This is a genomic window from Brevundimonas sp. AVps23W (genome assembly GCF_058681395.1).
Window position 1 is genome coordinate 2,805,010 of record NZ_CM178738.1, and the last position, 25,121, is coordinate 2,830,130.

A 25,121-nucleotide genomic window follows, 5' to 3' on the forward strand; every position below is an offset into this window, starting at 1 on the left:
TCTGCGACCTGGGCGAAGGAAATGAGCTGATGGTTCGACACAGCAAGAATCGAAAGGCCTATTGGTTCAAGGTTTTTATCGGCTCATTCCTGGGCGCGGGAATTGGCTTCACCATCGCGGCGATCCTCATCCCCCTCGATACGACCTTGATGGACAAGGCGCCCGCCGGCGTCATTTTCGCCCTTATCGTCTCGGTCGGATCGACCCTTATCGAGCTGCTGCTCCATCGCGATCTGAAACGACCTGAACGACGTAGGAACAACGATCTTTGATCGTCGCGAACTTCGCGTTATCAGACACTGGCGGCCCGGAAAAAGCCGCACCCATTCTCGACTAATCGAGCGTTCCGTGGTTCCGAGAGAATCGCGCAAATATCCGGCAACGCTCCGACCAAGGAAGTCCCATGGCCAACTTCGAAACCCGCTTCGCCCGCATGAGCCGCCGTGCGGCCATCACCGGCGCCGCCATGGCCACCATGGCCCTGGCCGCTTGCGGCGGCGGCTCCAAGGGCGCGGTCGAGGGTGACATGGGCATGGGCGCGCCGGAAGGCGCCAAGGTCACCGTGGTCGAATACGCCTCGGTCACCTGCCCCCACTGCGCCCTGTGGCAGAAGAACACCTGGCCGGCGTTCAAGGCCAAATACGTCGACACCAACAAGGTGCGCTACGTCTTCCGCGAACTGCCGACCCCGCCGGTCGACGCCGCCACCGCCGGCTTCCTGGTCGCCCGCTGCGCCGGCCCTGACAAGTATTTCGACGTCGTCCACCAGCTGATGGCCACCCAGCAGGAGATGCTGACCTCGACGCCGCGCGACTGGCTGCTGCGCACGGCCCAGGCCGCCGGCATGTCCGAGCAGCAGTTCAACGACTGCGTCACCGACAAGGACGCCGTCGCCGCCATGGAGACCCGCGTCCAGGCCGCCCGCACCGAGGGCGTGACCGGCACCCCCGCCTTCTACGTCAACGGGACCCAGGTCATCACCCCTGGCAGCAGCGAGGGCACGCTCCTGCCTGACCTCTCGGCCGCCATCGACGCCGAACTGGCGAAATAAGCCATGATCCGGCGCGCCGTCCTCTCCTTCGCCCTCCTGACCGCCGCGCTGGCGGGGCCGGCCTTCGCCGCCGAGCCCCCGCCGCCCGTGACGGCCCAGGATCATGTCCTGGGTCGAGCCGACGCGCCGGTGACGGTGATCGAATACGCCAGCTTCACCTGCTCGCACTGCGCCGACTTCCACAACGACGTCCTGCCGGCCTTCAAGGCGCGCTACATCGACACGGGCAAGGTCCGGCTGGTCCATCGCAACCTGCCGACCGCCCCAGCCAATGTCGCCGCCGCCGCTGCGGCCGTGGCCATCTGCGCCGCGCCCGGCCGCTATTTCGACGTGGCCGAGGTCTTCATGCGCGACCAGGCCAATCTGCGCACCACCGGCGCCAAGCCCTGGTTCGACGCCGGCCTCGCCGCCAGCGGCAAGACGCGCGAACAGATCGAGACCTGCCTCAGCGACCCCGCCACCGGCGCCGCGCTTCAGGCCCAGATCGAAGGCGCGCAGCAAGCCGGCGTCGCGGGCACGCCCAGCTTCTTCGTCAACGGCAAGCCCGTCGCCGACCATTCGCTGGAGGCCCTCTCGGCCGCCATCGACCCGCTGCTGCGCCGGTAAACGCCAGGACCGATGCAATTCCAGCGCCTCCGGCTCGTCGGCTTCAAGTCGTTCGTCGATCCGGCGGAGGTGCATATCGAATCCGGCCTGACCGGCATCGTCGGCCCCAACGGCTGCGGCAAGTCCAACGTTCTTGAAAGCCTGCGTTGGGTCATGGGCGCCAACTCCGCCAAGGCCATGCGCGGCCAGGGCATGGACGACGTCATCTTCGCCGGCGCGGCGGGACGCCCTCCGCGCAGCCACGCCGAAGTCCAGCTGACCATCGACAACGCCCAGCGTCGCGCCCCTCAGCCCTTCACCGACAGCCCCGTGCTGGAGGTCTCGCGCCGCATTGATCGGGGCCAGGGCTCGACCTACCGGATCAACGGCAAGGAGGTCCGCGCCCGCGACGTCCAGCTGCTGTTCGCCGACGCCTCGACCGGCGCCAACTCCCCCGCCCTGGTCCGCCAGGGTCAGATCTCGGAACTGATCGCCGCCAAGCCCCAGAACCGCCGCCGCATTCTGGAAGAGGCGGGCGGCGTCGCCGGCCTGCACACCCGTCGCCACGAAGCCGAGCTGCGACTGAAGGCCGCCGAGACCAATCTGGACCGCCTCGACGACATCGGCCGCGAGCTGGAAACCGCGCTGAACCGGCTGAAGCGCGAGGCGCGCCAGGCCGAGAAATACAAGAAGATCTCCGCCGAGATCCGCGCCCTTCAGGCCGCCCTGCTCTACGCCCGCTGGAACGACGCCCGGCTGGCGGCCGAGACTTCGGCGGAGGAGCTTCGCGCCGCCGACCGCGCCGTGGCCGAGACGACGACCGCAGCCGCCGCCGCCCAGACCACCGCCCTCGCCGCCCAGGAGGCGCTGAAGCCCACGCGGGAGGAGGACGCCGTCGCCTCCGCCCTGCTGCACCGCGCCAGCCTGGAGCGCGACCGCCTCGACATGGCTGAACAGGCCGCCCGCGCCGAGGTGGACCGCCTCAAGACCGAGGCCGCCCGCATCGCCGCGGATACTGAGCGCGAGACCAATATGGCCGCCGACGCCAGGCGCGAACTGGACCGGCTGGACCACGAACTGACCCGTCTCCAGGCCGAGATCGCCGCCGCCCCCGAACGCGGCCCCGAACTGGACAAGGCCCTGGCCGCCGCCGAGGACGCCCGCAAGGCCGCTGACGCCGAGGTCGAACGCCTGGCCGGAACCCTCGCCGCCGTCGAGGCCCGCGCCAACGCCGAGGCCGCCCGCCGCCGCGACGCCGAAACCCGCCTGTCCCGCGTCGTCGCCCAGCGAGACCAGGCCCAGCGCGAACGCGACGCCCTGGGCCCGTTGGAAACGCCCGAGCTTGAGACCGCTCGCCAGGCGCTGGAGACCGCCCAGGCCGAGCTGACCGCCGCCCGCGAAGCCGTCGAGGCCGCAGAGGCCAAGCGCGGCGACCTGGCCCGCGCCGAGCAAGAAGCCCGCACCGCCGCCCGCGCCGCCGAGGACCGGTTGGGTCGGCTCCAGACCGAGGCGCGCGGCCTGGCCCAGCTGCTGGTCGGCGGCAAGCGCGACCATCCGCCCGCCCTCGACAAGGTCCGCGCCGACCGGGGCTATGAGGCCGCCCTCGCCGCCGCCCTGGGCGAAGACCTCGACGCCGCACTGGACGCCCGCGCCGCCGCCTACTGGGGCGGCGCCGAGCCCCGCCCGCCGGTCTGGCCCGCCGGGGTCGAGCCCCTGTCCGATCATGTCCAGGCCCCCGAGCAACTGGCCGCCCGCCTGGCCCTGTGCGGCGTCGCGCCCCGCGGCCAGGCGGCTGAGCTGGCCCGCACCCTGCCGGTCGGCGCCCGTCTGGCGACGCTCGAGGGGGACCTGTTCCGCTGGGACGGCTTTGTCAGCCGGGCGGAAGCGCCCCGCCCCGCCGCCGTCCGCCTGGCCCAACGCACCCGCCTGGCAGAGCTGGAAGCCGAGATCGACAAGGGCAAACCGGCGCTGGAGCAGGCGCAGGCCCAGCAGAAGGCCACGGTCGAGGCCTTCCGCGCGGCCGAGGAGACGGTCAAGACCGCCCGCCTGAAACCCTTCGCCCTCGACAAGGCCGTCACCGCCGCCCGCGACCGCGTCGAAAGCCTGATGCGCGACCAGACCCGGCGCGAGGCCCGCGCCCAGGCGCTGGACGAAGCCTTGGCGCGCCTGACCGCCGAGGTGGCCGAGGCCGAGGCCGCTCTGGCCGCCGCACAGACCGTCGACGCCCCATCCGAAACCGTGACCGGCCTGCGCGACGACTTGACCGCCGCCCGCACCGCCGCCGACGCGGCTCGCATCGCCGCCCAGACCGCCCGGTCGGACCGCGACGCCGAGGCCCGCGACCGCCAGGGCCGCGAACAGCGTCTGGGCAGCCTGACCCGCGCCCGCGACGGCTGGATCGCCCGGTCCAAGGACAGCACCGCCCGCGTCTCCACCCTGGCCAAGGACGCCGAGCGGACCGCCGCCCAGCTGAAACAGGCCGAGGTCGCGCCCCAGGGCTTCGCGGAACAGCGCAGCAAGCTGCTCGACACTCTGACCGCCGCCGAACAGCGCAAACAGGCCTCGTCCGACGCCATGGCCACAGCCGAGACCGCAGCGACGGAGGCTGACCGCGCCGCCCGCGCCGCCGACGCCGCCGCGTCCCAGGCTCGCGAAGCCCGCGCCGGTCTGGCCGCCCGCGCCGAAGCTGCCGCCGAGAAGCTGACCGAGGCCGAGGCGACCTTGCGCGAGACCGCCCAGATGTCGCCGGAAGACCTGGCCCGCAAGCTGACCGACGAGGCCGTTGCCCGCCCACCCGACGCCGCCGGCGCCGAGAGCCTGCTGTACGGGCTGGAGCGCGAGCGCGAGGCCCTGGGCGCCGTCAACCTGCGCGCCGAGGACGAAGCGACCGAATACGGCGACCGGCTGAACAGCATGAAGTCGGAACGGATCGACCTGACCCAGGCCATCGCCAAGCTGCGCGACGGTATCGACGAGTTGAACGCCGAGGGGCGCGAGCGGTTGATCGCCGCCTTCGACGTCATCAACGCCAACTTCAAGGCCCTGTTCGAAGCCCTGTTCGACGGCGGCCAGGCCGAGCTGAAACTGGTCGAGAGCGACGATCCGCTGGAAGCGGGCCTTGAGATATACGCCTGCCCCCCCGGCAAGCGGCTATCGGTCATGAGCCTGATGTCGGGCGGCGAACAGGCCCTGACGGCGGCGGCCCTGATCTTCGGCGTCTTCCTGGCCAACCCCGCCCCCGTCTGCGTGCTGGACGAGGTGGACGCCCCGCTCGACGACGCGAACGTGGACCGGTTCTGCAAGATGCTGCACGAGATGCGGTCGCGGACGGACACCCGCTTCATCGTCATCACCCATAACCCGGTGACCATGAGCCGGATGGACCGGCTGTACGGCGTCACCATGCCCGAGCGCGGCATGAGCCAGCTGGTCAGCGTGGATCTGCACCAGGCGGAGAAACTGGTCGCGTGATCGCCCTGCTGCTCGCCTTTGCCGATCCCCAACTGGTCGAAACCGGGGTCGGTCGGTTCGCCATCTATGCCGATGTCGCCTCCATCGAGCGGGAGGGCGATACGGCCCGGATGCGCGAACTTCAGGTGACGGAGGCGGGGTTCAAGGTCGGGGATGTGACCTATGTCGGCGGCTGGTCCCGCTGGGCCTTCGACTGCCGCGCGCACACGGCGGATCGGCTCGACTTCGCGTCCCTGCGCGAAGACGGAACCGAAGGCCCCGCGACTGCGGACCCCGCCCCGGCCTATGCGGCGGCTGCGGGCGGCGACGCGGCGGAGCTGCTGGCTGTGGCGTGCAGACATGTCCCTGCTCGCGAGCCGCTCAGGCTGGACGAAGCAATCCGTCGGGGGCAGGCGGCGCTGGCGGACTGACCGGCCGCTCTTCCCCCTGCGGCCATTCCAGGCGGTCGCGCGGCAGAGCTTCGCGGCATTGGTCGCGCATGAAGGCCATCAGCTTCTCGCGGATCTCGCAGCGCAGGTCGAAGGCGATCGGGGCGGACCGTGCGCTGGCGAGGCAGCGGACCTGAAGCACCCGCTCGGTGATGTCCGTGACCTGCATCACCTGAACATCGCCGTCCCACAACTTGGACGACTTGACGATGCCCTCGAAGGCCGTGCGCAGCTTGTCAATCGGCGCCTCGTAATCGACGTAGAAGAAGGCCGTACCGATCAGGCGCGCGTTCTCTCTGGTCCAGTTCTGGAACGGCGTGGATATGAAATAGGACAGGGGCAGAACCATCCGGCGCCAGTCCCAGAGTTTGACCACCACATAGGTCGCCGTGATCTCCTCGATATTGCCCCACTCGTTCTCGACGATGACGGCGTCGTCCAGGCGGATCGGCTGGGTCAGGGCGATCTGGATGCCGGCGACCATGTTCGTCAGGATCGGCTGCAAAGCCAGACCGGCGATGATGCCGACCACACCGGCCGAGGCCAGAAGGCTGACGCCCCACTGGCGGAAGCCGGCGATGGTCATCAGGGCCAAGCCGACGGTGACGATGAAGAGGATCACCTTGGCCACCCGCTGCAGAATGCGGGTCTGGGTCAGGTGTTTGCGCGCCAGCAGATTGTCCTCGACGGCGACATTGTACCGCTTGAGGTGCATCACCGACCACATGTCCAGCAGGCCTGAGGCCAACCAGCCCAGGGTCAGGACGAACAGGAATTGAAGGACATTGCGGATATCCTGGGACGGCGCGGGGTCCATCGGCGACACGGTCACGCCGATGCCGATGCCGATGATGATGATCAGGACGCGCAGCTTGACACGAGCGCGTTCGACCGCCCCGCGCCAGAAGACGTCCTTGTTCTTCACGACCCGGCGCAGGATGGCGAAGACGATCTTGTGCGTCAGCCAGCCGCCACCCACGAAAACCAGCAGGACCAGTCCGATAACCGCCCATTCGGGCAGCCAGTCGAACTGATGCCACAGGGCGCGAATCTGGCGGGTGACGGCGATGATTTCGGGAGGCATGAGCGTCTTAACGCATCAGGGCCACAAGGGTTGAGGTCTCCTCCCTGTCGCGAAGCGATGGGGAGGTGGCGCGGCGCATCTTAGCGCCGTGACGGAGGGGCCCTTCAGCGCATCGCGGAAGTCTGTGGAGCGTTCAAAACCCCTTGTGTGTTGGCATTGTGATTGAATGTGGATGCGGGCGGCTGTTCACGCAGCCGCCCGCCGCGGCCTTGAACCCGTATACCCCCTGGTCGAGAGACCGTGACGGAGCCTGGGTCAGGCTGTGATCTTCCAAACCCGAACAGTTGCACGGGACGAGGATCCCGCACTGGCAAGGAAGGGTCGCAAGATGACACAGGATAGAGTGTTTGTCGGCATTGATGTGAGCAAGGCGAGGCTGGATGTCGCCCTGACGACGGGCGAGGTCTGGTCGGTGAGCAATGATCGGGCGGGCTGGAGCGCCTTGATCGACCAACTCCAGACGATCAGGCCTGAAGCCGTCGGGCTGGAGCCTTCGGGCGGCTACGAACGGGACCTGGTCGAGGCCTTGACGCAGGCCGGCCTAGCGGTGCGGCGGGTGGAGGCCGGTCGGGTGCGCGCCTTCGCGGGTGTTCTGGGCCTGAAGGCCAAGACCGATCTGATCGACGCCCAACTGATCGCCCGCTTCGTCCAGACCCTGCCGGGACGGACGGTGGAGCCCAACGCCCGCGCCCAGGCTCTGGCTGAGTTGGTCGATGCCCGCCGCGCCCTGTGCGAGGAACAGGTTCGGGTCCGCAATCAGGTCGAACAGGTGCGCGACCCAATGCTGCGCCGCATGGCCGCCCGCCGCCTGAACCGGATGAAGGCCGACGTCGTGCTGCTGGAGAAGCGTCTGGCCGCCACCGTCGCCGCCGATCCCGACCTGGCCGAACGCGACAGGTTGATGCGCTCGGTCCCCGGCGTCGGCCCGGTGTTGAGCTGGACCCTGATGGCCCACCTGCCCGAACTTGGTCGGCTGAGCCACAAGCAGATCGCCGCCCTCGTCGGCGTCGCCCCCTATGACCGCCAGAGCGGATCCTTGAAGGGCCGAAGCATGATCCGAGGCGGACGCGCCGTGGTCCGCAACGTCGCCTATATGGCCGCCCTGATCGGGGCCCGCCACAACCCTGTCCTGGCCGCTATGAAACAGCGCCTCGCCGCAAAGGGAAAACCCGGAAAGGTCATCCTTGTCGCCCTGATCAACAAGCTGATGACCCTGCTCAACGCCGTCGTCCGCGACCGTTCCGAATGGAGGATCGCAACCCACTGACAAACACAGTTGCTCCACCCCGCTTCGCGCGCTCCCTCCAGACATTATGAGCGCCCCGCCGTCGCCTCCACCAGATCGGCCAGCCGTTCGGCCGCGTCGGGGATGGCCACCGACCGCGCCGCCGCAGACATGGCGGCCAGACGCGCCGGATCGGACAGCAATCCCTCCAGCGTCGCGGTCAGGCCCTGAACCGTCAGATCGTCTTCCAGCACCATCTCCGCCGCGCCGGCATCGACCAGGGCCTTGGCGTTCAGGCGCTGGTGGTCGTCCATAGCGATCTTCAGCGGGATCAGGACCGACGGCAGGGCCGCGACCGCCAGTTCCGCGCAGGTCGAGGCGCCCGAACGGCCGACGACCAGATGCGCCTTGGACAGCCGTTCGGCCATGTCGCGGAAGAAGGGGGCGACCTCGGCCTCGATCCCGGCTTCCAGATAGATCTGACGGGCGGTCTCCAGGGTCTCGGGCCGCGACTGCTGCTGCACCTTCAGGCGACGACGTAGGGCCTCCGGCAAGGCCGCCAGGGCGCGGGGCGTGGTCTCCGAAAGGATGCGGGCCCCCTGGCTGCCGCCGGTCACCAGCACATGGATGGGCCCGCCCTCGACGGGGGCGACATAGGGGCGGTCGAACAGGGTGCGGATCTCGGCCCGCACGGGCGAGCCGACGACGTGCGAGCGGCCCTGCACCTTGGCCGGCGCCCGCTCCAGCGTCGGGAAGGACGAGGCCACCTCGCCGACATAGGGGGCCAGGGTGCGGTTGGTGCGGCCCAGGACCGCGTTCTGCTCATGAATGACGGTCGGGCGTTGCGACGTCACCGCCGCCACCAGGGCCGGAGCCGACGGATAGCCGCCGAAGCCGACGACCACGTCCGCGCCCAGCCGGTCGAAGGCCCCGCGCGCCTGCATCACCCCCTTGAAGATCTGAACCCCCGCCTTGATCAGACCCAGCGGCCCAGAGCCGGTCGCCGCATCCAGGGCCAGCCGCTCTTCGGCGGGGAAGGCATGGGCGTATTGCTCGCCGCGATGATCGGTCGCCAGCACCACCCGCCAGCCCCGCGCGATCAGCTCCCGCGCCAGGGCTTCGGCCGGGAACATGTGACCGCCGGTTCCACCGGCGGCGACGACGCAGAGTTTGGACATCAGTGACGGTCTCCGAAAGTCAGGGTCTGCATAGTCTTTATTGTCTGCATGGGCACGGGGGCGTGTCGTAAAAACAGGGTGACAAACCGCCAAACCGCCACTGCATTCTGCTTTGTCTGAAACCACGCCTTTAGCCCTGAACCTTCGAGGGCGACAGGATGGCACGGTTTTCGGGAGTGGTAGGGAGAAGGCGGTTCGGTGGGGTCAGCGCCTTGATAAGGCGCAGATTTGCGATCCAGATTGCGCGCGTTTGAGCTCCCCTCTTTCGTCATCCTCCGACGAGCGTAGCGAGATCGGGGGACCCAGCGGCGCGCGATAGCGCGAACCTGTCGCGGATACGGGCGTCAAACAGCCAGCGGCGGCTGCATCGCCTTCGGCGCCGCTGGGTCCCCCGGTCTGCGCCGCGAAGACGCGGCTTGCCGGAGGATGACGAAAGAAGAGAGCCGCTTACAGCAGCCGCCGCCCAGGCCGCGCCAGGCTGGCGCCCGGTTCATAGGCCCCCGGCCGACGCCGCGTCAGGGCCAGGGCGAAGCCCATGGTCAGGCCCATGGCCAGCATGGACGAGCCGCCGTAGCTGATGAAGGGCAGGGTCATACCCTTGGTCGGGATCAGGTTCAGGTTCACCGCCACATTGATACAGGCCTGAAGCCCGATCAGCATGAACAGACCCGCCGCCGCCGTCTGCTCAAACGGGTCGGTCAGCTTCATCGCCCGACGCATCCCTCGCACCACGATGAAGGCGTACAGGCCGATCATGATCAGGCTGAGCACCAGGCCGAATTCCTCGGCGCCGACCGAATAGATGAAGTCGGTGTGCAGGTCGGGGACGTGACGTTTCATCACCCCCTCGCCCACGCCGCGCCCGACCAGGCCCCCGGCGCGAATGGCCTCCGACGCGGCGTCGATCTGGTGGGTGTCGGTGGTCTCGGGCGAGAAGAAGCGGCTGAGGCGGTCGCGCATGTGGCCGAAGACGAAGTAGAGCGACACCAGGCCCGCCATGCCGGCGCTGGCCAGGACCGCCATCCATTTGAAAGGCACCCCGGCCATGAAGAAGACGGCCATGAAGGTGGTGGTGATCAGCAGGGTCTGGCCGATGTCCGGCTGGATCAGCAGCAGGCAGACGGTCAGGGCGTAGAAGCCGAAGGCGATGGTGACGCCGGGCACCCCCTGCCCCTTCTGCGCCTCGGCGAACATCCAGGCGGCGAAGACGATCAGGCCAGGCTTGGCGAACTCGGACGGTTGCAGGCTGAAGGGGCCGAAATTGACCCAGCGCGCCGCGCCCTTCACCGTATCGCCGATGAACGGCAGGGCCATCATCACCAGTATGGCCCCGAACAGGGCCAGGACGGCGATGCGGCGCACCCCGCGCGGGGACAGCAGCGAACTGGTCAGCATCAGGGTCAGGCCGAGGCCCGAGAAAACCATCATCCGCCACGAATAGTGGAAGGGGTCGGTGATCGATTCATCGGCCAGGATGGCGGCCGGGCTGGAAGCGAAGCTGAGCGCCACGCCAAGCCCCATCAGCGCCAGGGCCGCGCCCAGCAGGCCGCGATCCACGGTCCAGAACCACTGGGCGACGGGGCTCTGGTCGTTGCGCGAGAAGGCGGGGGTGTAGGAGGCGCTCATCGGGCTGTCTCCGGGGTTGCGCCGAGGGCCAGCACGGCGGCGCGGAACGCCTCACCCCGCACCTCGAAGTCGGGGTACTGGTCGAAACTGGCGCAGGCGGGCGACAATAGCACGATCTGATCCCCGCCCGCAGCCAGGGCGTCGGCGGCGGCTGCGGCGACGGCGGCGTCCATGGTCTTCGAGATGACGTGCGGAACCTCGGCCAGTGTGGTGGCGAACGCCTCAGCGGCGTCGCCGATCAGATAGGCCTTGGCCACGCGCGGGAAAAGGTCGGTCAGGTCGTCGATGCCGCCGTCCTTGGGCTTGCCGCCTGCGATCCAGAAAACCTTGGGATAGGAGGACAGGGCCTGACGCGCGGCGTCGGCGTTGGTGGCCTTGGAGTCGTTGATGAAGCGCACCGGACCGATATGGCCGACGGCCTCCATCCGGTGGGCCAGGCCGGGGAAGGTCAGCAGGCCTTTGACGGCGGCGTCATGCGATACGCCCAGGGCGCGGGCGGCGGCATAGGCGAAGGCGGCGTTCTGGGCGTTGTGCCGGCCGGGGAGCGAGCGGGCGGCGGAGAGGTCGGCCAGGACCACGCCTTCCGACTCTATCGACGTTGATCGCACCTCTATTCCGCTCATCCCGGCGAAAGCCGGGACCCAGTCCTTTGGGCGCTCCAGCGGTTGCGATGCGGCGGCACGCTGATCCCCGGCATCGGGTCCTGACGAAAGCACTGGGTCCCGGCTTTCGCCGGGATGAGCGGAAGAAATGGTCAGAACACGCGAGGCCAAGTCGCGGACGATCCCCCGCCCCCAGTCCTCGTCCATCCCGACGAGCGCCACAGCCTCCGGCCCCTGCGCCTGGAATATCCGCCGCTTGGCCGCGACATAGCCCTCCATGCCGCCGTGCCGGTCCAGATGATCCGGCGAGACATTGGTCAGGATCGCCACGTCCGGCGTGAAGCTGGTCGTCAGATCCAGCTGATAGCTGGAGACCTCGATCACGTAGACGGCGCCCGGCGTCGGTTCAGGCAGGGCCAGCACCCCGATGCCGATATTGCCGCCGACATAGACGGTCAGGCCCGCCTGTTGCAGCACCCAGCCGATCAGGGCCGTCGTCGTGGACTTGCCATTGGTGCCGGTGATCGCCACCACCTTCGGGCGCCGGCCTTGCGGCAGGACGGCGATGGCGCGGGCGAACAGTTCGACGTCGCCGATCACGGGGACGCCCGCCTCGCGCGCCTTGTCCACGGTCCAGTGCGGCTTGGGATGGGTCAGGGGCGCGCCGGGCGACAGCACCAGGGCAGCGAAGCCGGACCAGTCGGCGGTCGTCAGATCCTCGACCACGAACCCCTCGGCCTGGGCCTGAAGCCGACCCGAGACGCCGTCGTCCCACAGGATGGGCGTCGCGCCCCCGGCCTTCAGCGCGCGCGCCGCCGTGATCCCCGACCGTCCCAGGCCGAAGACCGCGACCCGCCTGCCCTCGAAACCGGGAACGGGGATCATCTCAGATCTCTCACACCGTCATCCTCGCCCTTGTGGCGAGGATCCATACGCCCGGTGTGTCCGCAGAGCGCGCCGACGGCCGACACCGGGAGTAGGGATCCCAGGGACAAGCCCTGGGATGACGAAAGAGAAAGGGCGCCGCTCATCTCAGCTTCAGCGTGGACAGGCCGAGCAGAGCCAGCGCTCCGGCGATGATCCAGAAGCGGATGACCACGGTCGATTCCGGCCAGCCCATCTTCTCGAAATGGTGGTGGATCGGCGCCATCAGGAAGATGCGCTTCTTGGTCAGCTTGTAATAGCCGACCTGGATCATGACCGAGGCGGCCTCCATCACGAACAGGCCACCGACGATGCCCAGCACCAGTTCGTGCTTGGTCGTGACGGCGATGGCGCCCAGGGCGCCGCCCAGGGCCAGCGACCCGGTGTCGCCCATGAAGATCTTGGCCGGGGGGGCGTTGTACCAGAGGAAGCCCGCGCCCCCGCCGATCATGGCGGCGCAGAAGATGGCCAGTTCACCCGAACCGGGCACATGGTGGATCTGCAGATACTGGGAGAAGACGAAGTTGCCGGCCAGATAGGCGATCAGGCCGAACGCGCCCGCCGCCATCATCACCGGCACCGTCGCCAGCCCGTCCAGCCCATCGGTCAGGTTCACGGCGTTGGAGAAGCCGACGATGGTGAAGGCGGCGAAGGCCACATAGAACCAGCCGATATTCAGCAGCACCGCCTTGAAGAAGGGGAAGGCGATCGAGGTCTCAAGCCCCGGCGAGGTCGGCGAGGCCTTCATCCACAGCACGGTCAGAACCCCGGCGATCACGGCCACCACCGTCTGGGCCGCCAGCTTCTGTTTCGACGTCAGCCCGGCCGAGGTCTGTTTCGTCACCTTGGCGTAGTCGTCGATGAAGCCCAGCACGCCGAAGGCCGCCGTCACGCCCGAGACGATCCAGATATAGGGGTTGGTCAGGTCGCCCCACAGGAAGACAGCGACCCCGATGCCGGCCAGGATCATCAGCCCGCCCATGGTGGGGGTGCCGACCTTGGACAGGTGGGACACAGGGCCGTCGTCGCGGATCGGCTGGCCCTTGCCCTGTTTGGTGCGGATCCAGTTGATGAAGCGACTGCCCATGGCCGCCGCAACGATGGCCGCCGTGGCCAGGGCCAGGGCCGCGCGGACGGTCTGATACTGGATCAGGTTCAGCAGCGGGTACTGGTGCGCGACGTCGGCGTAATAGAGATACAGAAGATAGAACATGCGGGGGTCTCTATCGGGTCGCGAGCGGCGTGTCAGGGCTTGAAGGGGCGGTTTGCAGATCGGCCAGGGCCTTGGCGATCAGGGACGCCTTGGATCCGTTCGATCCCTTGACCATGACGATATCTCCGGCCGCCGCCAGCGTGGACGCCTCGACGGCGAGTTCGGCGGCGGTTTCGCGCCACAGGCCGCGTCGTGCGGCCGGCAGGGCGTCGTACAGGCGCCGCATCTCGGGGCCCGCCGCATGGACCAGGTCCAGGCCGGCGGCCTCGATGGGCTGGGCCAGGCCTTCGTGCAGGGCGCGGCTCTGGTCGCCCAGCTCCAGCATGTCGGTCAGGACCACGATGCGGCGGCCGGTCGTGGGGCGGGCGCCCAGGCTGCGGAAGCCGGCGGTCATCGACAGGGGATTGGCGTTGTAGCTCTCGTCGATCAGTGTGAAGGCGCCGCCGGGGATGGCGACGGTGCGGGTCTGGCCCCGCCCCGCCAGAGGCTGGAACCTGGCCAGGGCCTGAAGCCCCGTCTCCAGTTCGACGTCGAGGGCATCCAGCATCAGGAGAACGCACAGGCTATTCAGCCCCCAGTGGGCGCCGGACTGGGCCAGGCGATACTCCAGCGGCTTGCCGAACAGTTCGGCGGCGACGGTCGCCCCCTCGGCGTCCGGGCGGAAGTCCAGCAGCCGGGCGTCATGGCCCGGATCGGTCCCGAAGGTGGCCAGCCGCGCCCCGACCGCCCTGGCCGCGTCGCACAGCAGGCCTGAGAAGGCGACGTCGCCATTGGCCACCGCCGTCCCGCCGGGGACCAGGCCCTGGAAGATGGCGGCCTTTTCGCGCGCCACCCCCGCCTCGCCGTCGGCGAAGGCTTCGATATGGACCGGGCCGACCGTGGTGACGCAGGCCGCATGGGGCGCGACGAACTTCGACAGGGGCGCGATCTCGCCCGGGGCGTTCATGCCGATCTCGAACACGGCGCGCCGGGTCTCGACCGGCATCCGCGCCAGGGTCAGGGGCACGCCGATATGGTTATTGTAGCTCTTGATCGAGGCGTGGGCGGGTCCGGCGAGATCCAGCCCGGCCTTGATCGCCTGGGTCACGCTGGTCTTGCCGACGCTGCCGGTGACGGCGCCGCGCTTCACATGAGGCGCGCGGTCGCGAGCGGCGACGCCCAGGGCTTCCAGCCCGTGCAGAGTGTCCGGCACGACCACATAGGCGCCGCCCTCGACGGCGTGGTCGACCAACGCGGTCGCGGCGCCGGCGGCGAAGGCGGAAGCGGCGAACTCATGCCCGTCGCGTGCGCCCTTCAGGGCCAGGAACAGGTCGCCGGGGGCGATCTCGCGACTGTTGTAGGTCAGGCCGGTGATCGGGCGGTCTTCGCCGTGCAGCACGCCACCCGTGGCGGCGGCGACTTCGGCGGCCGTCCAGAGCGGGCGGGCGGATGTATCAGGCATTCAACGACAGGGCCTCGGACGCGACAGTGGCGTCGTCGAACGGATGAGTGACCCCGCCGACGATCTGGCCCTGTTCATGCCCTTTTCCGGCGACGACCACCACATCCCCGTCGCGCATCATTTCGATCGCCGCCTCGATGGCCGCGCGACGGTCGCCGATCTCCAGCGCGTCAGGGCAGCCGGCGCGGACCTGGGCGCGGATCGAGGCGGGATCTTCGCTACGGGGATTGTCGTCGGTGACGATGGCGACGTCGGCCAGACGGCCCGCGATCTCGCCCATCAGGGGCCGCTTGCCGCGATCCCGGTCGCCGCCGGCGCCGAAGACCACGATCAGACGGCCGGTCGCGTGGGGCCGCAGGGCGCTCAGCACCGTCTCCAGCCCGTCCGGCGTATGGGCGTAGTCGACATAGACCTCGCCGCGTCCCGTCTCGGCGCCGATCCGTTGCAGGCGGCCTTGCGCGCCGGTCAGGCTTTCCAGGGCGCTGATCACCGCGTCAGGCCGGTCGCCCGCCGCGATGCACAGTCCCGCCGCCACCAGGGCGTTCGACGCCTGGAAGGCGCCGGCCAGGGGCAGCAGGATGTCGCGAACATCGCCGCGCACGTCCAGGGTCAGGCGCTGCCCCTCCGGCGTCGCCTGGCGGCCGATCAGGGCGAGGTCGCGCCCGCGCTCGCCCACCCCCATCACGCCCAGCCCGGCCATGATCGAGGCCGAAGCGAAGGCGGAATAGGCGTCGGAATCGGCGTTCAGCACGGCCGTCCGGCCGCGCGGCAGCAGGGCTTCGAACAAACGAAGCTTGGCGGCGCGATAGTCCTCCATCGTGCCGTGATAATCGAGGTGGTCCTGGGTCAGGTTGGTGAAGGCCGCCGCCTTCAGCGCCACCCCGTCCAGACGCCGCTGGTCGATGCCGTGGGACGAGGCCTCGACCGCCACATGGGTCACGTCCTTGGCGGCCAGCTCGGCCATCAGGCGGGCGGCCTCGGCGGCGTCGGGGCTGGTCAGGCCGGGGCCGGTCAGGGCGTAGATCTTGTCGCCCTTCTGGCCGACGACGCCCAGGGTGCCCATGCTGGCCGACTTGTGGCCCAGGCCGGCCCAGATCTGGCGGCAGAAGGCGGCGACCGAGGTCTTGCCGTTGGTGCCCGTCACCGCCACGCAGGTCTTGGGCTGGACGCCATAGAAGCCGCGCGCGGCGATGGCGTAGGCCCGGCGCACGTCGCCTGAGGTCACCAGCACCGGCGCGGCGCTGTCCGGCGTATCGGTCGGCGCCAGAACGGCGGCCGCCCCCTGGGCCAGGGCCTGGGGAATGAAGGCGCGGCCGTCGGCGGCCGTGCCCGGCAGGGCGACGAACAGGGCGCCCGGGGCGACCTTGCGGCTGTCTGAGGTCACGCCGGTGATGATCGGGTCGGACGCCACGTCGCGGCGCAGCAAATCGGACAGGTGAAGCGCGCTCACAGGCCGTCCCCCTGCACGTCCTGATATTGCGGGATCTTCTCGCCGGTGGCCGTGCGCCAGCGGTCGGCGCGGCGCTCGACGCCCAGGAAGCCGGCGATCCGGTCGGCGATGTTGCGCACGGCGGGCGCGGCCACATAGGCGCCGGTCTTGGGATAGGTCCCCGGCTCGTCCATCAGGATGAAGACGGCGTAGCGCTTGCCGTTCAGCGGCCCGTCCACCGGGAAGACGGCGGCGAAGGACCCCAGCGCGTGGCTGGGATCATAGCGGCCGTTGACCAGCTTGTTGGCCGAACCCGTCTTGCCCCCGACGCGCAGGCCCGGCGCGTCGGCGAAACCGCCCGAGCCCCGGACGACATTGGCGCGCATCAGCTCCAGAACGGCGCGCGAGGTTTCCTCGGTGACGATCTGCTGGGGTTTGGCGCCCCGCGCGCCGCCCCGACGCAGCGACAGGGGCACCATCCGCCCGCCGTTGGTCAGGGCGCCCATGGCCTGCACCATCTGGGCCGGGGTGATCATGATGCCGTAGCCGAAGGACAGGGAGGCCAGGGTCGAGTTGTCCCAGCGACGCGGCAGGACCGGGCGCGCCGATTCCTTCAGCTCGATCCCGGCGGCGTCCAGCAGGCCCAGACGACGGAAATAGTCCCGCATCGTGTCCGGCCCCATCTGCACCGCCAGCTGCGAGGTGCCGATGTTGGACGAGTGCAGATAGACTTCTTCCAGGGTCATCACCCGGTTCTGGGCGTGGAAGTCCTTGATCTTGCGGTCGCCGATCTGGAAGGCTTCGGAGGCGTCGAACAGGGTGCTCATGTCGGCCCGACCGGTGTCGAGCCCTGCGGCGACGGTGAAGGTCTTGAACACCGAGCCCATTTCGTAGTGGCCCGAGACGGCGCGGTTCAGCGTCGCCCCATCCGGCGCGCCCCTGCGGTCGGTCTGGCTGAAGTTGGGCCAGCTGGCCATGCCCAGGACCTCGCCGGTCTGGACGTCGGTGACGATGCCGACGGCGCCCTTGGCCTGGTTCTTGATCGCGGCGGCGGCCAGTTCGTTTTCCAGCACGCCCTGGACCCGCAGGTCGATGGACAGAGGGAAGCTCTCGCCCCGCTGGCCGGCCGCTCGGATCTCGTCGTTGAAGGCCAGTTCGGCGCCGGCGATCCCCTGCCCGCCCGTGTCGGCGTCGCCGATCAGGTGGACGGCCGAGGTTCCCAGCGGATAGGCGCGGCGATCCTCGGGCTCGAACGTCACCCCGCCCAGAGCCAGATCGTGAACCGCCGCCTTTTCCTGGGGCGTCAGTCCGGTCAGCACGATCAGGCGACGATCCCCGTCCAGCACCTTGTGCAGCCGCGCCGCCGGCAGGCGCGGCAGGGCGCGGCGCAGCTGACGGAAGGCCAGGTCGCGATCCCAGATCTCGGCCGGATCGAGATACAAGCCATAGTGGACGATGTTGGTCGCCAGCAGCTCGCCGTTGCGATCGGTCAGGTCGCCACGAACCAGGGCGTTCGGATTGGCGCCGGCCCAGCGCCCGCCCGCCTCGCCGAACAAAGCCTTGTAGGAGGCGCCGATAGCCAAACCGGCGAAGACGCAGGAGAAGACGATCATGATAAGGAAGATGCGAACGCGCGTATCTTCTTCCGGCCGGGCGTCCGCGCGAGCGCGCTCGAACCCATGCTCCAGACGCCAGATCAGTTCCGACAGGCCCCGCCAGAACGGCGACAACCGTCCCTGAAGGTCCACGCCGGGCGCGGGCCGGTGATAGCGATGGTCCTGAACGCTCATTGCACCGTCTCCGGCGCAGCGGCGGCGACCTCGGCGGGAATCGCCTGTACCACGGCAGGCGCGGCCGGGGTCGCGACAGGCGCAGCCTTCAACTGGGGAAGCTGAGCCTCCTCGGCCTGACGATGAATCTCGACCGGGGCCAGGCCAATTTGTCGCGACAGGTTTTCCAGCCGCGCCGGCTGCTCCAGCCGGGCGACCTCGGCGCGCAGCAGGCGGACCCGCTGACCGTTTTCGCGAATATCCTGTTCCAGCTGGGCGATGCGGCTGCTTTCGCGCGCCGCTGTCGCCTTGGCGGCATAGACTGACACGATCATCACCGCGACCAGGGCCACGCCGATGATCTCGATCCAGCGCACGCCGCGGACCTTCCAGTCGAACAGGCGCTGCAAGGCGGTGCGCGAATAATCGAAGAAGGGCGCCGTGGTCATGCCGCAGCCCTCCCCGAGGACGAGACCCAGGCCGGCGCCTCGGTGCGGATCGCGGCGCGCAGCTTGGCCGAACGGGCGCGCGGATTGACCGAACGCTCCTCGTCGCCCGCCTCGCGCGCGCCCTTGAACTGAAGCGTGAAACTGGGCTTGCGCGGATCGATGGCGATGGGGGCGTGGCGCGATCCCGCCGGCGTATTGCCGGTCCGCTCGGTCAGGAAGGCCTTGACGATCCGGTCTTCCAGCGAATGGAAGGTGACCACCGCTAGACGGCCGCCCGGCGCCAGGGTCGCCTCGGCCGCCTCAAGCCCGCGCTCCAGTTCGCCCAGTTCGTCGTTCACCGCGATGCGCAAGGCCTGAAAGACGCGCGTCGCCGGATGGATCGGCGCGCCGCGACGTCCGCCCAAGGCCTTCTCGACCACCTCGGCCAGATCCAGGGTGCGGGTGAAGGGCCGCTCGACGCGGCGGCGCAGGATGGCCGTCGCGACGCGGCCCGACTGACGCTCTTCGCCGTACAGTTTGAAGATATGGGCCAGGGGACCGTGGTCCCAGGTGTTGACGATGTCGGCGGCTGCGTCGCCTTCATCAGACATCCGCATGTCCAGCGGCCCGTCGCGCATGAAGGAAAAGCCGCGCTCGGCCTGATCCAGCTGCATCGACGAGACGCCGATATCGAACACTGCGCCGTCCAGCTTCGCCTTGCCGCTGTCGGCGAAGGCCTGGGCCAGACCCGAGAAGGGCGTCCGCACCAGCTGGAACCGGTCGGGATAGTCGGCGGCGACACCATCGGCGTGCGGCTGAACCGTCGGATCGCGATCCAGGCCAATCACCTCGGCGCCGGTCGACAGAATGGCGCGGGTATAGCCGCCGGCGCCGAAGGTGGCGTCGATCACGACATCGCCGGGACCGGGACTCAACGCCTCGATCACCTCGGCCAACAGGACGGGAGCGTGGGATGCATTGCGGGGGGCGTCGGTCACGATCCGCCCCCCGCCAGCTTCATCTGGGCCGCCAGTTTCAGGGCGCCGATCTGGGCCATGCCGGCCTTGGCCAGGGCGCGCTGCTCGGCGCGACGGGCCGCCCATTTCTCGCGCGACCAGATCTGGAACCGGTCGTTCAGGCCGACGATGACGACCGTGTCCTCCAGCCCCGCCTCGGCGCACAGACCTTCCGGCAGGGTGATGCGGCCGCCGGAATCATAGGCCAGACGCACCTGCTCGCCCATCACCTGCCACTCCAGCGCCGAACGTTCTTCGGAGCCGAACGGCAGGGACTCGATCATCTCGGCATAGACGGCGAACAGGCGGTCGCCGCCCGCTTCCAGACAATCCGCCTCGATGGAGGGAAAGATGAACACGCCGCCGGCGGCGCCGTTTTCGGCCGTGCGGAAATCGTTGGGGATCAAGAGACGGCGCTTGCCGTCCAACTGTTTCTCGTAGGTCGAGAGAAACACGCCCTGCCAATCGAACCCTTCGGCTCGCCCCTAGATGCCCTGACGAACGCCCGCCGCGTCCGTCCTCTCAGCCCAACTCATGCGATTGGGATAGCATGGGACGAAATGGGTCTCAATGGGATTGATAACGATACTTAACCATGTCTTGACCTGTGGCGGGCTAACCACGACCTATCGCCCAGAACATACACAGAACATCACAAGTATTCACAGGCTGTGGGCCATGCTGGCTTACAGATCTGGACGAGGGATTAACGGCCATGGCCGCTGCCGGGCCCTGCCGAACATCGTAAGTCGGGGATAAGCGCCAGGATCGGCGCGGCGCCGATGAAGGTGGCAGGCCCGGAGGGAGAGCCGAAGGGCGTCCAGGGCACGCGAACATGGATTCTAACCAGCCGCCCCGGACCAACTACTTCCCGCCTTCAGCATCACAGCACTCGCATGCCTGCTAGGCTAGATGCAAAGCCCAAGGCCAAGTTTCCGTTTCCAAATAGCGGCGTCCACGCTACCTGAAGTATCTTCAATTTTCGCGCAGGGATCGAATGACCAAAGAGGCGCAATCGGGCGCGGCAATCACTGTGAAGGTTGCCGGCGTCTCCGAGGTACTGGAAGCCCTCGCGAAGGACGGCGCGCTTGCTCTAATAATTGGCAAGCATGGCGCACAAGCCATAAGCCAAGTGATTGCTGGAGCAGCAAGCATTCCCGAGGCGTGGCTTCGAGCAAAAGCAAAAGCTATCGAAGGGGACCAGGCAGCACGGACTACCATTAACGACGCGCTGGCAACCCATATTGCAGCAGCGGCCCCTCGCGATCAGGCAATTGTAGACAGGGCATCGTTGCGCTGGCTTGGCAAGGCCATTCGAGAGCAAGAAAATCTTGAAGCTGTTGGAACACAAGCGGCAATAGAATTGCAAAACGATCCGTCGACTGCTGACAAGCCGGTCTCGGACGATTTTATCAATCGTTTTACAGACGCTGCCAGCAATGCGTCCTCCGATGAGATGCGATCCCTATTTGCGCGAATATTAGCGGGAGAGGTGCGCCAACCAGGTCGCTTCTCCTTGGCCTCGCTTCATCTTTTTTCACTTATGGATCAAAGATTAGCATCTCTCATAGAGAGATATGCTTCGATAGTCTTATCCGACATATATATCGTTTCTCTAGGCCAACAAGCGAGAGGCGTTGGCTTGCAAGAGATGAGAACTTTAGAAAGCTTTGGGATCGTTGCCACAGGCCTGAGCGTCCCTCTAATCCCCATATCGAATATGCTGAAACTTACCTACCCTGAACGTCTTCTCGTGGCCTATTTTGATAACGACTTACCTGTAAAATTTCCAGTATCACTCTTAACCACACTTGGACAGGAAGTTATGGGTCTGGTCTCAGCAAGATCCCCGGCCAATGTGCTAGCCTCGCAGCTTGAAGATCTAAAATCTTTGCCGGGTTTAAGGTTGCTGCAACACTGCGAGGCCAAGCGCACTGGAGATCAATTAGTCGCGCAGGGGCCGCTCGCGACCTATTGGTCTCGACCGCAAAGTTGAGAACGGGCGTGAGGAGGGACGTGATAAGTCAAACCATACGCGCGCAAATCGCACGGTATATTGGGTTAAGTAGACTACCCGACAGAAGGTGGTAGGCCCGGAGGGACTCGAACCCCCAACCAGACCGTTATGAGCGGTCGGCTCTAACCATTGAGCTACAGGCCCCCAGGACGTGCGACCATGCGCGGCGCGGCGGGAGGAACCGCCTAGCAGGCGCGGATGCGGCTTGCCAAGAGGCGCGTCTGTGTTCGGGATGTTTCCCCGATTTCACGAAGATGAACGGAAACCGACATGGAAGCGCGGGCGTTGGTTCAGGCATAAAAGGCCAAGGTTGCGGCCATGGATCGACGAACCCGTCGGTCAGGATCGTTCTACGGAGACTTCTGCATGAAAAGCGCGTTCAAATCCCTGATGCTGGGCAGCGCCCTGACGGCGGCAGTCGCCCTGAGCGCGACGGCGCCGGCGATGGCCCAGAGTGTCCAGCCGGTGCAGATGATGCAGCCCGCGCCCTCGCTGAACCTGTCAGCCTATGGCGAGGTCAAGGCGGCGCCGGACATGGCCACCATCAGCTTCGGCGTCCAGACCGAGGCTCCCACGGCCCAGCAGGCCATGCGCGACAATGCGACCCGGATGACCCAGGTCATGGCCGCCCTGCGCCGCGCCGGGATCGCCGAGCGCGACGTCCAGACCTCGGGCCTGAACCTGTCGGCGCAATATGACTATGTGCAGAACGAGCCGCCCAAGCTGCGCGGCTATCAGGCCGTGAACCGGGTGACGGTGATCATCAACGACCTGAGCAAGGTCGGAACCACCGCCGACGCCGTGGTGTCCGCCGGGGTCAACCAGATCGACGGCATCAGCTTCGGCCTGAAGGATCCGACCGCAGCCGAGAACCAGGCGCGCCAGATGGCCGTTCGGGCCCTGCAAGCCAAGGCCCAGCTGTACGCCCAGGCCCTGAACGTCCAGTTGGCCGGCATCCGCAACCTGAGCGAAGGCGGCGGCTATTCGCCCGAGCCCCAGCCGATGTTCGCCGTGCGCGCCATGGCGATGCGCGAGGACGCCAGCACCCCGGTCGCCGCCGGCGAGCTGACGATCCGGATCGACATCACCGGCGTCTACGACATCGCCCGCTGATCGACGCTGATCAACGAAGAAAAGGCCCGCCGTCGCCGGCGGGCCTTTTTTGCATCGTCACGACGCCCGGGTCAGGCCGCGCGCTTGATCTCGTTGTTGTCGTCCAGCAGCACGACGTTCGGCGTCCACTGGCGCGCCTCTTCCTGGGGGAGTTGGCCGTAGGTGACGACGATCACCTTGTCGTTCTTCTGGACCAGGCGGGCGGCGGCGCCGTTGACGCCGATGACCTTGGAGCCGCGCGGGGCCTCGATGGCGTAGGTGGTGAAACGGGCGCCGTTGGTGATGTTCAGCACATCGACCTGCTCGTGCGGAAAGATGCCCGCCGCGTCCAGCAGGTCCATGTCGATGGCGATCGAGCCCTCGTAGTCGAGGTCGGCCTGGGTCACCGTGGCGCGGTGCAGCTTGGACTTCATCAGGGTGACCAGCATGGGGCGGTCTCCGGTCTATGGCGCGGGGCGACAGGCCCTCGCTCGTTGGCGGCTCATATAGGGATTTCCGCAAGCCGCATCAATCGCGGCGCGCCGCCGCAACATGCTGGATCCGGGGCGATGCGACGCGCCGACGTTGCGGGACGTTCATTTGACGGTGACTGTTCCGGCACTATGGTGAAATCGAGCCATTTCGGCCCCTGCGAGCGCGCCTTCTCCCATGAAGCAATTCTTCCTGACGGTTCTGGGTGTCTTCACCGGACTGATCCTGTTCGTCGTCGTCATTCCGATGGTGCTGCTGACCGTGGCCATCGCCAGCGCCTCCAAGCCCACGACGCCCGCGACCATGGTGCTGGAACTGGATCTGCGGGACGGCGTCACCGACCAGCCGTCGAGCAATCCGTTCGCCGCCTTCAGCGGCTCGGGCCTGTCGGTGCTTCAGGTCGTGGACGGTCTGGCCCAGGCTGAAGCGGACAACAGCGTCAAGGCCGTGCTGATCCGCCTGCCGGAAGCCGGCATGACCCCGGCCACAGCCGACGAGCTGCGTCAGGCGATCCGCCGCTTCCGCGCCTCGGGCAAGCCGGTCATCGCTCACAGCCAGGGCTTCGCCCCCTCCGGCGCGGTAATGTCCACCTATATGGTCGGCGCCTCGGCGTCCGAGCTGTGGATGCAGAACACCGCCGGCTTCCAGGCCACCGGCTTCTCGGCCGACAGCCTGTTCCTGGGTCGGGCGTTCGACAAATACGGGGTGCGCGCCGATTTCGAGCAGCGCTACGAGTACAAGAACGCCGTCAACGAATACACCCAGAGCGACTATACCCCGGCGCACCGCGAGGCCATGACGGCCTGGATGACCTCGCTTTATGACAGCGCCCTGGCCAACGCCGCCCAGGACCGCAAGACGACCCCGGCCGCACTGAAGACCGTGATCGAGGCCGGCCCCTATTCAGCCGAACAGGCCCTGTCGAACAAGTTGATCGACAAGATCGGCCAGGCTGAGGAGGCCGAGGCCGAGATCAAGCGCCGCGCCGGCAAGGGCGCCGAGATCGTCGAATTCTCTCAATACGTCTCCGACAAGGGCGAGCGGACCGGCTCGGGCAGGAACGCCATCGCCATCGTCGGCGGAGAGGGCGCCATCGTGACAGGCCGCAGCGACGGCGGCAGCTTCGGCGGGGGCTCCTCGATCCATTCGGACGACACGGCCGAGGCCATTTATGACGCCATCGAGGACAAGGCCGTGAAGGCTATCGTCTTCCGCGTCTCCTCGCCGGGCGGTTCGCCGGAAGCCTCGGAGCAGATCCTGGCCGCCGTGCGCACGGCCAAGGCCGCCGGCAAGCCGGTGGTGGTCTCCATGGGGTCCTACGCCGCATCGGGCGGCTACTGGATCAGTTCGGAAGCCGACTGGATCGTGGCCCAGCCCTCGACCCTGACCGGCTCCATCGGCGTGTTCGGCGGCAAGTTCGTGATCGCCGACGCCCTGGGCCGGTTCGGCGTGGACATGCGCGAACTGACGGTGGGCGGTCAGTATGCCGACGCCTTCTCGCCGACCCAGTCCTTTACACCCCAGCAGCGCGCCGCCTTCGCCGGTTCGATGGACCGGATCTACGACGACTTCATCACGCGGGTGGCCACTGGCCGCAAACTGGAGCCGGCGCGGGTGCGTGAAATCGCCAAGGGCCGGGTCTGGACCGGGGCTCAGGCTCTGCCCCTGGGCCTGGTCGATCAGTTGGGCGGCCTGACCGAGGCGGTGGCCAAGGCCAAGGCCCTGGCCAAGATTCCGGCCGGCGAGTCCGTCCGCTTCAAGCATTTCCCCAAGTCGAAGTCGCCATGGGAAGCCCTGTCCGAGATGTTCGGGGTCCAGAGCGAGGCGGCCCAGGCCCTGGTCATGCTGGGCGGCGTCATGGCCGATCCCCAGGCCCAGACGGTCATGCGCCGCATCGAGGGCGAGCGGATGCGCAGCGAAGGCGCGGTCGTCCTGGCCGACCAGCCGATCTTCTGAGGATGGGCGTGACGATCCATCGCACACAGGCGTGAGGGGGCGATCCATTGACCGCAAGGCCCAATGGACCGACATTAACGGATGGGCGTTCTCC

The 25,121-nt window shown here is 67.8% G+C and carries 21 protein-coding genes and 1 tRNA gene; 9 read left to right on the forward strand and 13 right to left on the reverse strand.

The features are described from left to right. Positions 1-29: 29 nt before the first annotated feature. From ACW177_RS13615 to ACW177_RS13635, 5 genes are all read left to right on the forward strand, one after another. Positions 30-272, forward strand: a complete 243-nt coding sequence (locus tag ACW177_RS13615; RefSeq protein WP_492026220.1) for a hypothetical protein — start codon at positions 30-32, stop codon at positions 270-272. A 131-nt stretch (positions 273-403) separates the two neighbouring features. Continuing rightward, complete coding sequence (locus tag ACW177_RS13620) at positions 404-1,051, forward strand: DsbA family protein (protein ID WP_492026221.1); 648 nt, start codon at positions 404-406, stop codon at positions 1,049-1,051. Between the two features lie 3 nt (positions 1,052-1,054). After that, positions 1,055-1,657: a thioredoxin domain-containing protein gene (locus ACW177_RS13625; RefSeq protein WP_492026222.1), complete on the forward strand. Its 603-nt coding sequence runs from the start codon at positions 1,055-1,057 to the stop codon at positions 1,655-1,657. Positions 1,658-1,669: 12 nt separating this feature from the next. Then, the gene (locus tag ACW177_RS13630; protein WP_492026223.1) at positions 1,670-5,107 is read left to right on the forward strand and encodes an AAA family ATPase; all 3,438 of its coding nucleotides are present in this window, start codon (positions 1,670-1,672) and stop codon (positions 5,105-5,107) included. Next, on the forward strand, positions 5,104-5,517 hold the full coding sequence (locus ACW177_RS13635) for a surface-adhesin E family protein (RefSeq protein ID WP_492026224.1): 414 nt from the start codon (positions 5,104-5,106) through the stop codon (positions 5,515-5,517). Before ACW177_RS13630 ends, ACW177_RS13635 begins: the two co-directional genes overlap by 4 nt. Here the strand turns inward: ACW177_RS13635 and ACW177_RS13640 are convergent. Further along, positions 5,468-6,619, reverse strand: a complete 1,152-nt coding sequence (locus ACW177_RS13640) for a mechanosensitive ion channel family protein (RefSeq protein WP_492026225.1) — start codon at positions 6,617-6,619, stop codon at positions 5,468-5,470. The genes ACW177_RS13635 and ACW177_RS13640 overlap by 50 nt on opposite strands. A 328-nt stretch (positions 6,620-6,947) precedes the next feature. Between ACW177_RS13640 and ACW177_RS13645 the strand changes: the two genes are divergently transcribed. Then, a complete protein-coding gene (locus ACW177_RS13645) occupies positions 6,948-7,886 on the forward strand; it encodes an IS110 family RNA-guided transposase (protein WP_492025263.1) in 939 nt (312 codons plus the stop codon). A gap of 44 nt (positions 7,887-7,930) precedes the next feature. On the opposite strand, the gene murG is transcribed toward ACW177_RS13645, so the two are convergent. The 10 genes from murG to ACW177_RS13695 form a co-directional block, all read right to left on the reverse strand. After that, on the reverse strand, positions 7,931-9,022 hold the full coding sequence (gene murG, locus ACW177_RS13650) for an undecaprenyldiphospho-muramoylpentapeptide beta-N-acetylglucosaminyltransferase (protein ID WP_492026226.1): 1,092 nt from the start codon (positions 9,020-9,022) through the stop codon (positions 7,931-7,933). Positions 9,023-9,469: 447 nt separating this feature from the next. Continuing rightward, complete coding sequence (locus ACW177_RS13655) at positions 9,470-10,648, reverse strand: FtsW/RodA/SpoVE family cell cycle protein (protein WP_492026227.1); 1,179 nt, start codon at positions 10,646-10,648, stop codon at positions 9,470-9,472. Next, complete coding sequence (murD, locus tag ACW177_RS13660; RefSeq protein WP_492026228.1) at positions 10,645-12,135, reverse strand: UDP-N-acetylmuramoyl-L-alanine--D-glutamate ligase; 1,491 nt, start codon at positions 12,133-12,135, stop codon at positions 10,645-10,647. The genes ACW177_RS13655 and murD overlap by 4 nt, the downstream gene beginning before the upstream one ends. A 142-nt stretch (positions 12,136-12,277) precedes the next feature. Continuing rightward, complete coding sequence (gene mraY / locus ACW177_RS13665) at positions 12,278-13,387, reverse strand: phospho-N-acetylmuramoyl-pentapeptide-transferase (RefSeq protein WP_492026229.1); 1,110 nt, start codon at positions 13,385-13,387, stop codon at positions 12,278-12,280. A gap of 10 nt (positions 13,388-13,397) precedes the next feature. Beyond that, on the reverse strand, positions 13,398-14,828 hold the full coding sequence (locus ACW177_RS13670; protein WP_492026230.1) for a UDP-N-acetylmuramoyl-tripeptide--D-alanyl-D-alanine ligase: 1,431 nt from the start codon (positions 14,826-14,828) through the stop codon (positions 13,398-13,400). Continuing rightward, a complete protein-coding gene (locus ACW177_RS13675) occupies positions 14,821-16,278 on the reverse strand; it encodes a UDP-N-acetylmuramoyl-L-alanyl-D-glutamate--2,6-diaminopimelate ligase (RefSeq protein ID WP_492026231.1) in 1,458 nt (485 codons plus the stop codon). Before ACW177_RS13675 ends, ACW177_RS13670 begins: the two co-directional genes overlap by 8 nt. Further along, complete coding sequence (locus tag ACW177_RS13680) at positions 16,275-18,047, reverse strand: peptidoglycan D,D-transpeptidase FtsI family protein (protein ID WP_492026232.1); 1,773 nt, start codon at positions 18,045-18,047, stop codon at positions 16,275-16,277. Before ACW177_RS13680 ends, ACW177_RS13675 begins: the two co-directional genes overlap by 4 nt. Beyond that, positions 18,044-18,475 (reverse strand): cell division protein FtsL, encoded by a 432-nt coding sequence (gene ftsL / locus ACW177_RS13685; RefSeq protein WP_492026233.1) that lies wholly within the window; start codon positions 18,473-18,475, stop codon positions 18,044-18,046. Before ftsL ends, ACW177_RS13680 begins: the two co-directional genes overlap by 4 nt. Further along, positions 18,472-19,452 carry a 16S rRNA (cytosine(1402)-N(4))-methyltransferase RsmH gene (gene rsmH, locus ACW177_RS13690; RefSeq protein ID WP_492026234.1) on the reverse strand — a complete coding sequence of 327 codons (981 nt, stop codon included), beginning with the start codon at positions 19,450-19,452 and terminating at the stop codon, positions 18,472-18,474. Before rsmH ends, ftsL begins: the two co-directional genes overlap by 4 nt. Beyond that, entirely contained in the window at positions 19,449-19,925 is a 477-nt protein-coding gene (locus ACW177_RS13695; RefSeq protein ID WP_271163545.1) for a division/cell wall cluster transcriptional repressor MraZ, read from the reverse strand. The genes rsmH and ACW177_RS13695 overlap by 4 nt, the downstream gene beginning before the upstream one ends. A 542-nt stretch (positions 19,926-20,467) precedes the next feature. On the opposite strand from ACW177_RS13695, the gene ACW177_RS13700 reads away from it, so the two are divergent. Then, positions 20,468-21,466, forward strand: coding sequence for a DUF2806 domain-containing protein (locus tag ACW177_RS13700; protein WP_492026235.1), 999 nt, complete (start codon positions 20,468-20,470; stop codon positions 21,464-21,466). 89 nt (positions 21,467-21,555) lie between these two features. On the opposite strand, the gene ACW177_RS13705 is transcribed toward ACW177_RS13700, so the two are convergent. Then, positions 21,556-21,631 (reverse strand) — tRNA-Ile (locus ACW177_RS13705). A 222-nt stretch (positions 21,632-21,853) separates the two neighbouring features. Here ACW177_RS13705 and ACW177_RS13710 point away from each other — a divergent pair. After that, positions 21,854-22,600, forward strand: coding sequence for an SIMPL domain-containing protein (locus ACW177_RS13710; protein WP_492026236.1), 747 nt, complete (start codon positions 21,854-21,856; stop codon positions 22,598-22,600). 71 nt (positions 22,601-22,671) lie between these two features. On the opposite strand, the gene panD is transcribed toward ACW177_RS13710, so the two are convergent. Further along, on the reverse strand, positions 22,672-23,028 hold the full coding sequence (panD, locus tag ACW177_RS13715; protein WP_267515709.1) for an aspartate 1-decarboxylase: 357 nt from the start codon (positions 23,026-23,028) through the stop codon (positions 22,672-22,674). Between the two features lie 220 nt (positions 23,029-23,248). Between panD and sppA the strand changes: the two genes are divergently transcribed. Continuing rightward, positions 23,249-25,027 carry a signal peptide peptidase SppA gene (gene sppA, locus ACW177_RS13720; protein ID WP_492026237.1) on the forward strand — a complete coding sequence of 593 codons (1,779 nt, stop codon included), beginning with the start codon at positions 23,249-23,251 and terminating at the stop codon, positions 25,025-25,027. The last annotated feature ends 94 nt before the right edge of the window (positions 25,028-25,121 follow it).

Bases quoted from the DNA above. Each gene is read 5' to 3' on its own strand.
- ACW177_RS13640 (WP_492026225.1), bottom strand. From the start codon at position 6,619: ATGCCTCCCGAAATCATCGCCGTCACCCGCCAGATTCGCGCCCTGTGG.
- ACW177_RS13710 (WP_492026236.1), top strand. From the start codon at position 21,854: ATGAAAAGCGCGTTCAAATCCCTGATGCTGGGCAGCGCCCTGACGGCG.
- ACW177_RS13615 (WP_492026220.1), top strand. From the start codon at position 30: ATGGTTCGACACAGCAAGAATCGAAAGGCCTATTGGTTCAAGGTTTTT.
- ftsL (WP_492026233.1), bottom strand. From the start codon at position 18,475: ATGACCACGGCGCCCTTCTTCGATTATTCGCGCACCGCCTTGCAGCGC.
- sppA (WP_492026237.1), top strand. From the start codon at position 23,249: ATGAAGCAATTCTTCCTGACGGTTCTGGGTGTCTTCACCGGACTGATC.
- murG (WP_492026226.1), bottom strand. From the start codon at position 9,022: ATGTCCAAACTCTGCGTCGTCGCCGCCGGTGGAACCGGCGGTCACATG.
- mraY (WP_492026229.1), bottom strand. From the start codon at position 13,387: ATGTTCTATCTTCTGTATCTCTATTACGCCGACGTCGCGCACCAGTAC.
- ACW177_RS13620 (WP_492026221.1), top strand. From the start codon at position 404: ATGGCCAACTTCGAAACCCGCTTCGCCCGCATGAGCCGCCGTGCGGCC.
- panD (WP_267515709.1), bottom strand. From the start codon at position 23,028: ATGCTGGTCACCCTGATGAAGTCCAAGCTGCACCGCGCCACGGTGACC.
- ACW177_RS13655 (WP_492026227.1), bottom strand. From the start codon at position 10,648: ATGAGCGCCTCCTACACCCCCGCCTTCTCGCGCAACGACCAGAGCCCC.
- ACW177_RS13700 (WP_492026235.1), top strand. From the start codon at position 20,468: ATGACCAAAGAGGCGCAATCGGGCGCGGCAATCACTGTGAAGGTTGCC.
- ACW177_RS13630 (WP_492026223.1), top strand. From the start codon at position 1,670: ATGCAATTCCAGCGCCTCCGGCTCGTCGGCTTCAAGTCGTTCGTCGAT.
- ACW177_RS13670 (WP_492026230.1), bottom strand. From the start codon at position 14,828: ATGCCTGATACATCCGCCCGCCCGCTCTGGACGGCCGCCGAAGTCGCC.
- ACW177_RS13625 (WP_492026222.1), top strand. From the start codon at position 1,055: ATGATCCGGCGCGCCGTCCTCTCCTTCGCCCTCCTGACCGCCGCGCTG.
- murD (WP_492026228.1), bottom strand. From the start codon at position 12,135: ATGATCCCCGTTCCCGGTTTCGAGGGCAGGCGGGTCGCGGTCTTCGGC.
- ACW177_RS13680 (WP_492026232.1), bottom strand. From the start codon at position 18,047: ATGAGCGTTCAGGACCATCGCTATCACCGGCCCGCGCCCGGCGTGGAC.
- ACW177_RS13645 (WP_492025263.1), top strand. From the start codon at position 6,948: ATGACACAGGATAGAGTGTTTGTCGGCATTGATGTGAGCAAGGCGAGG.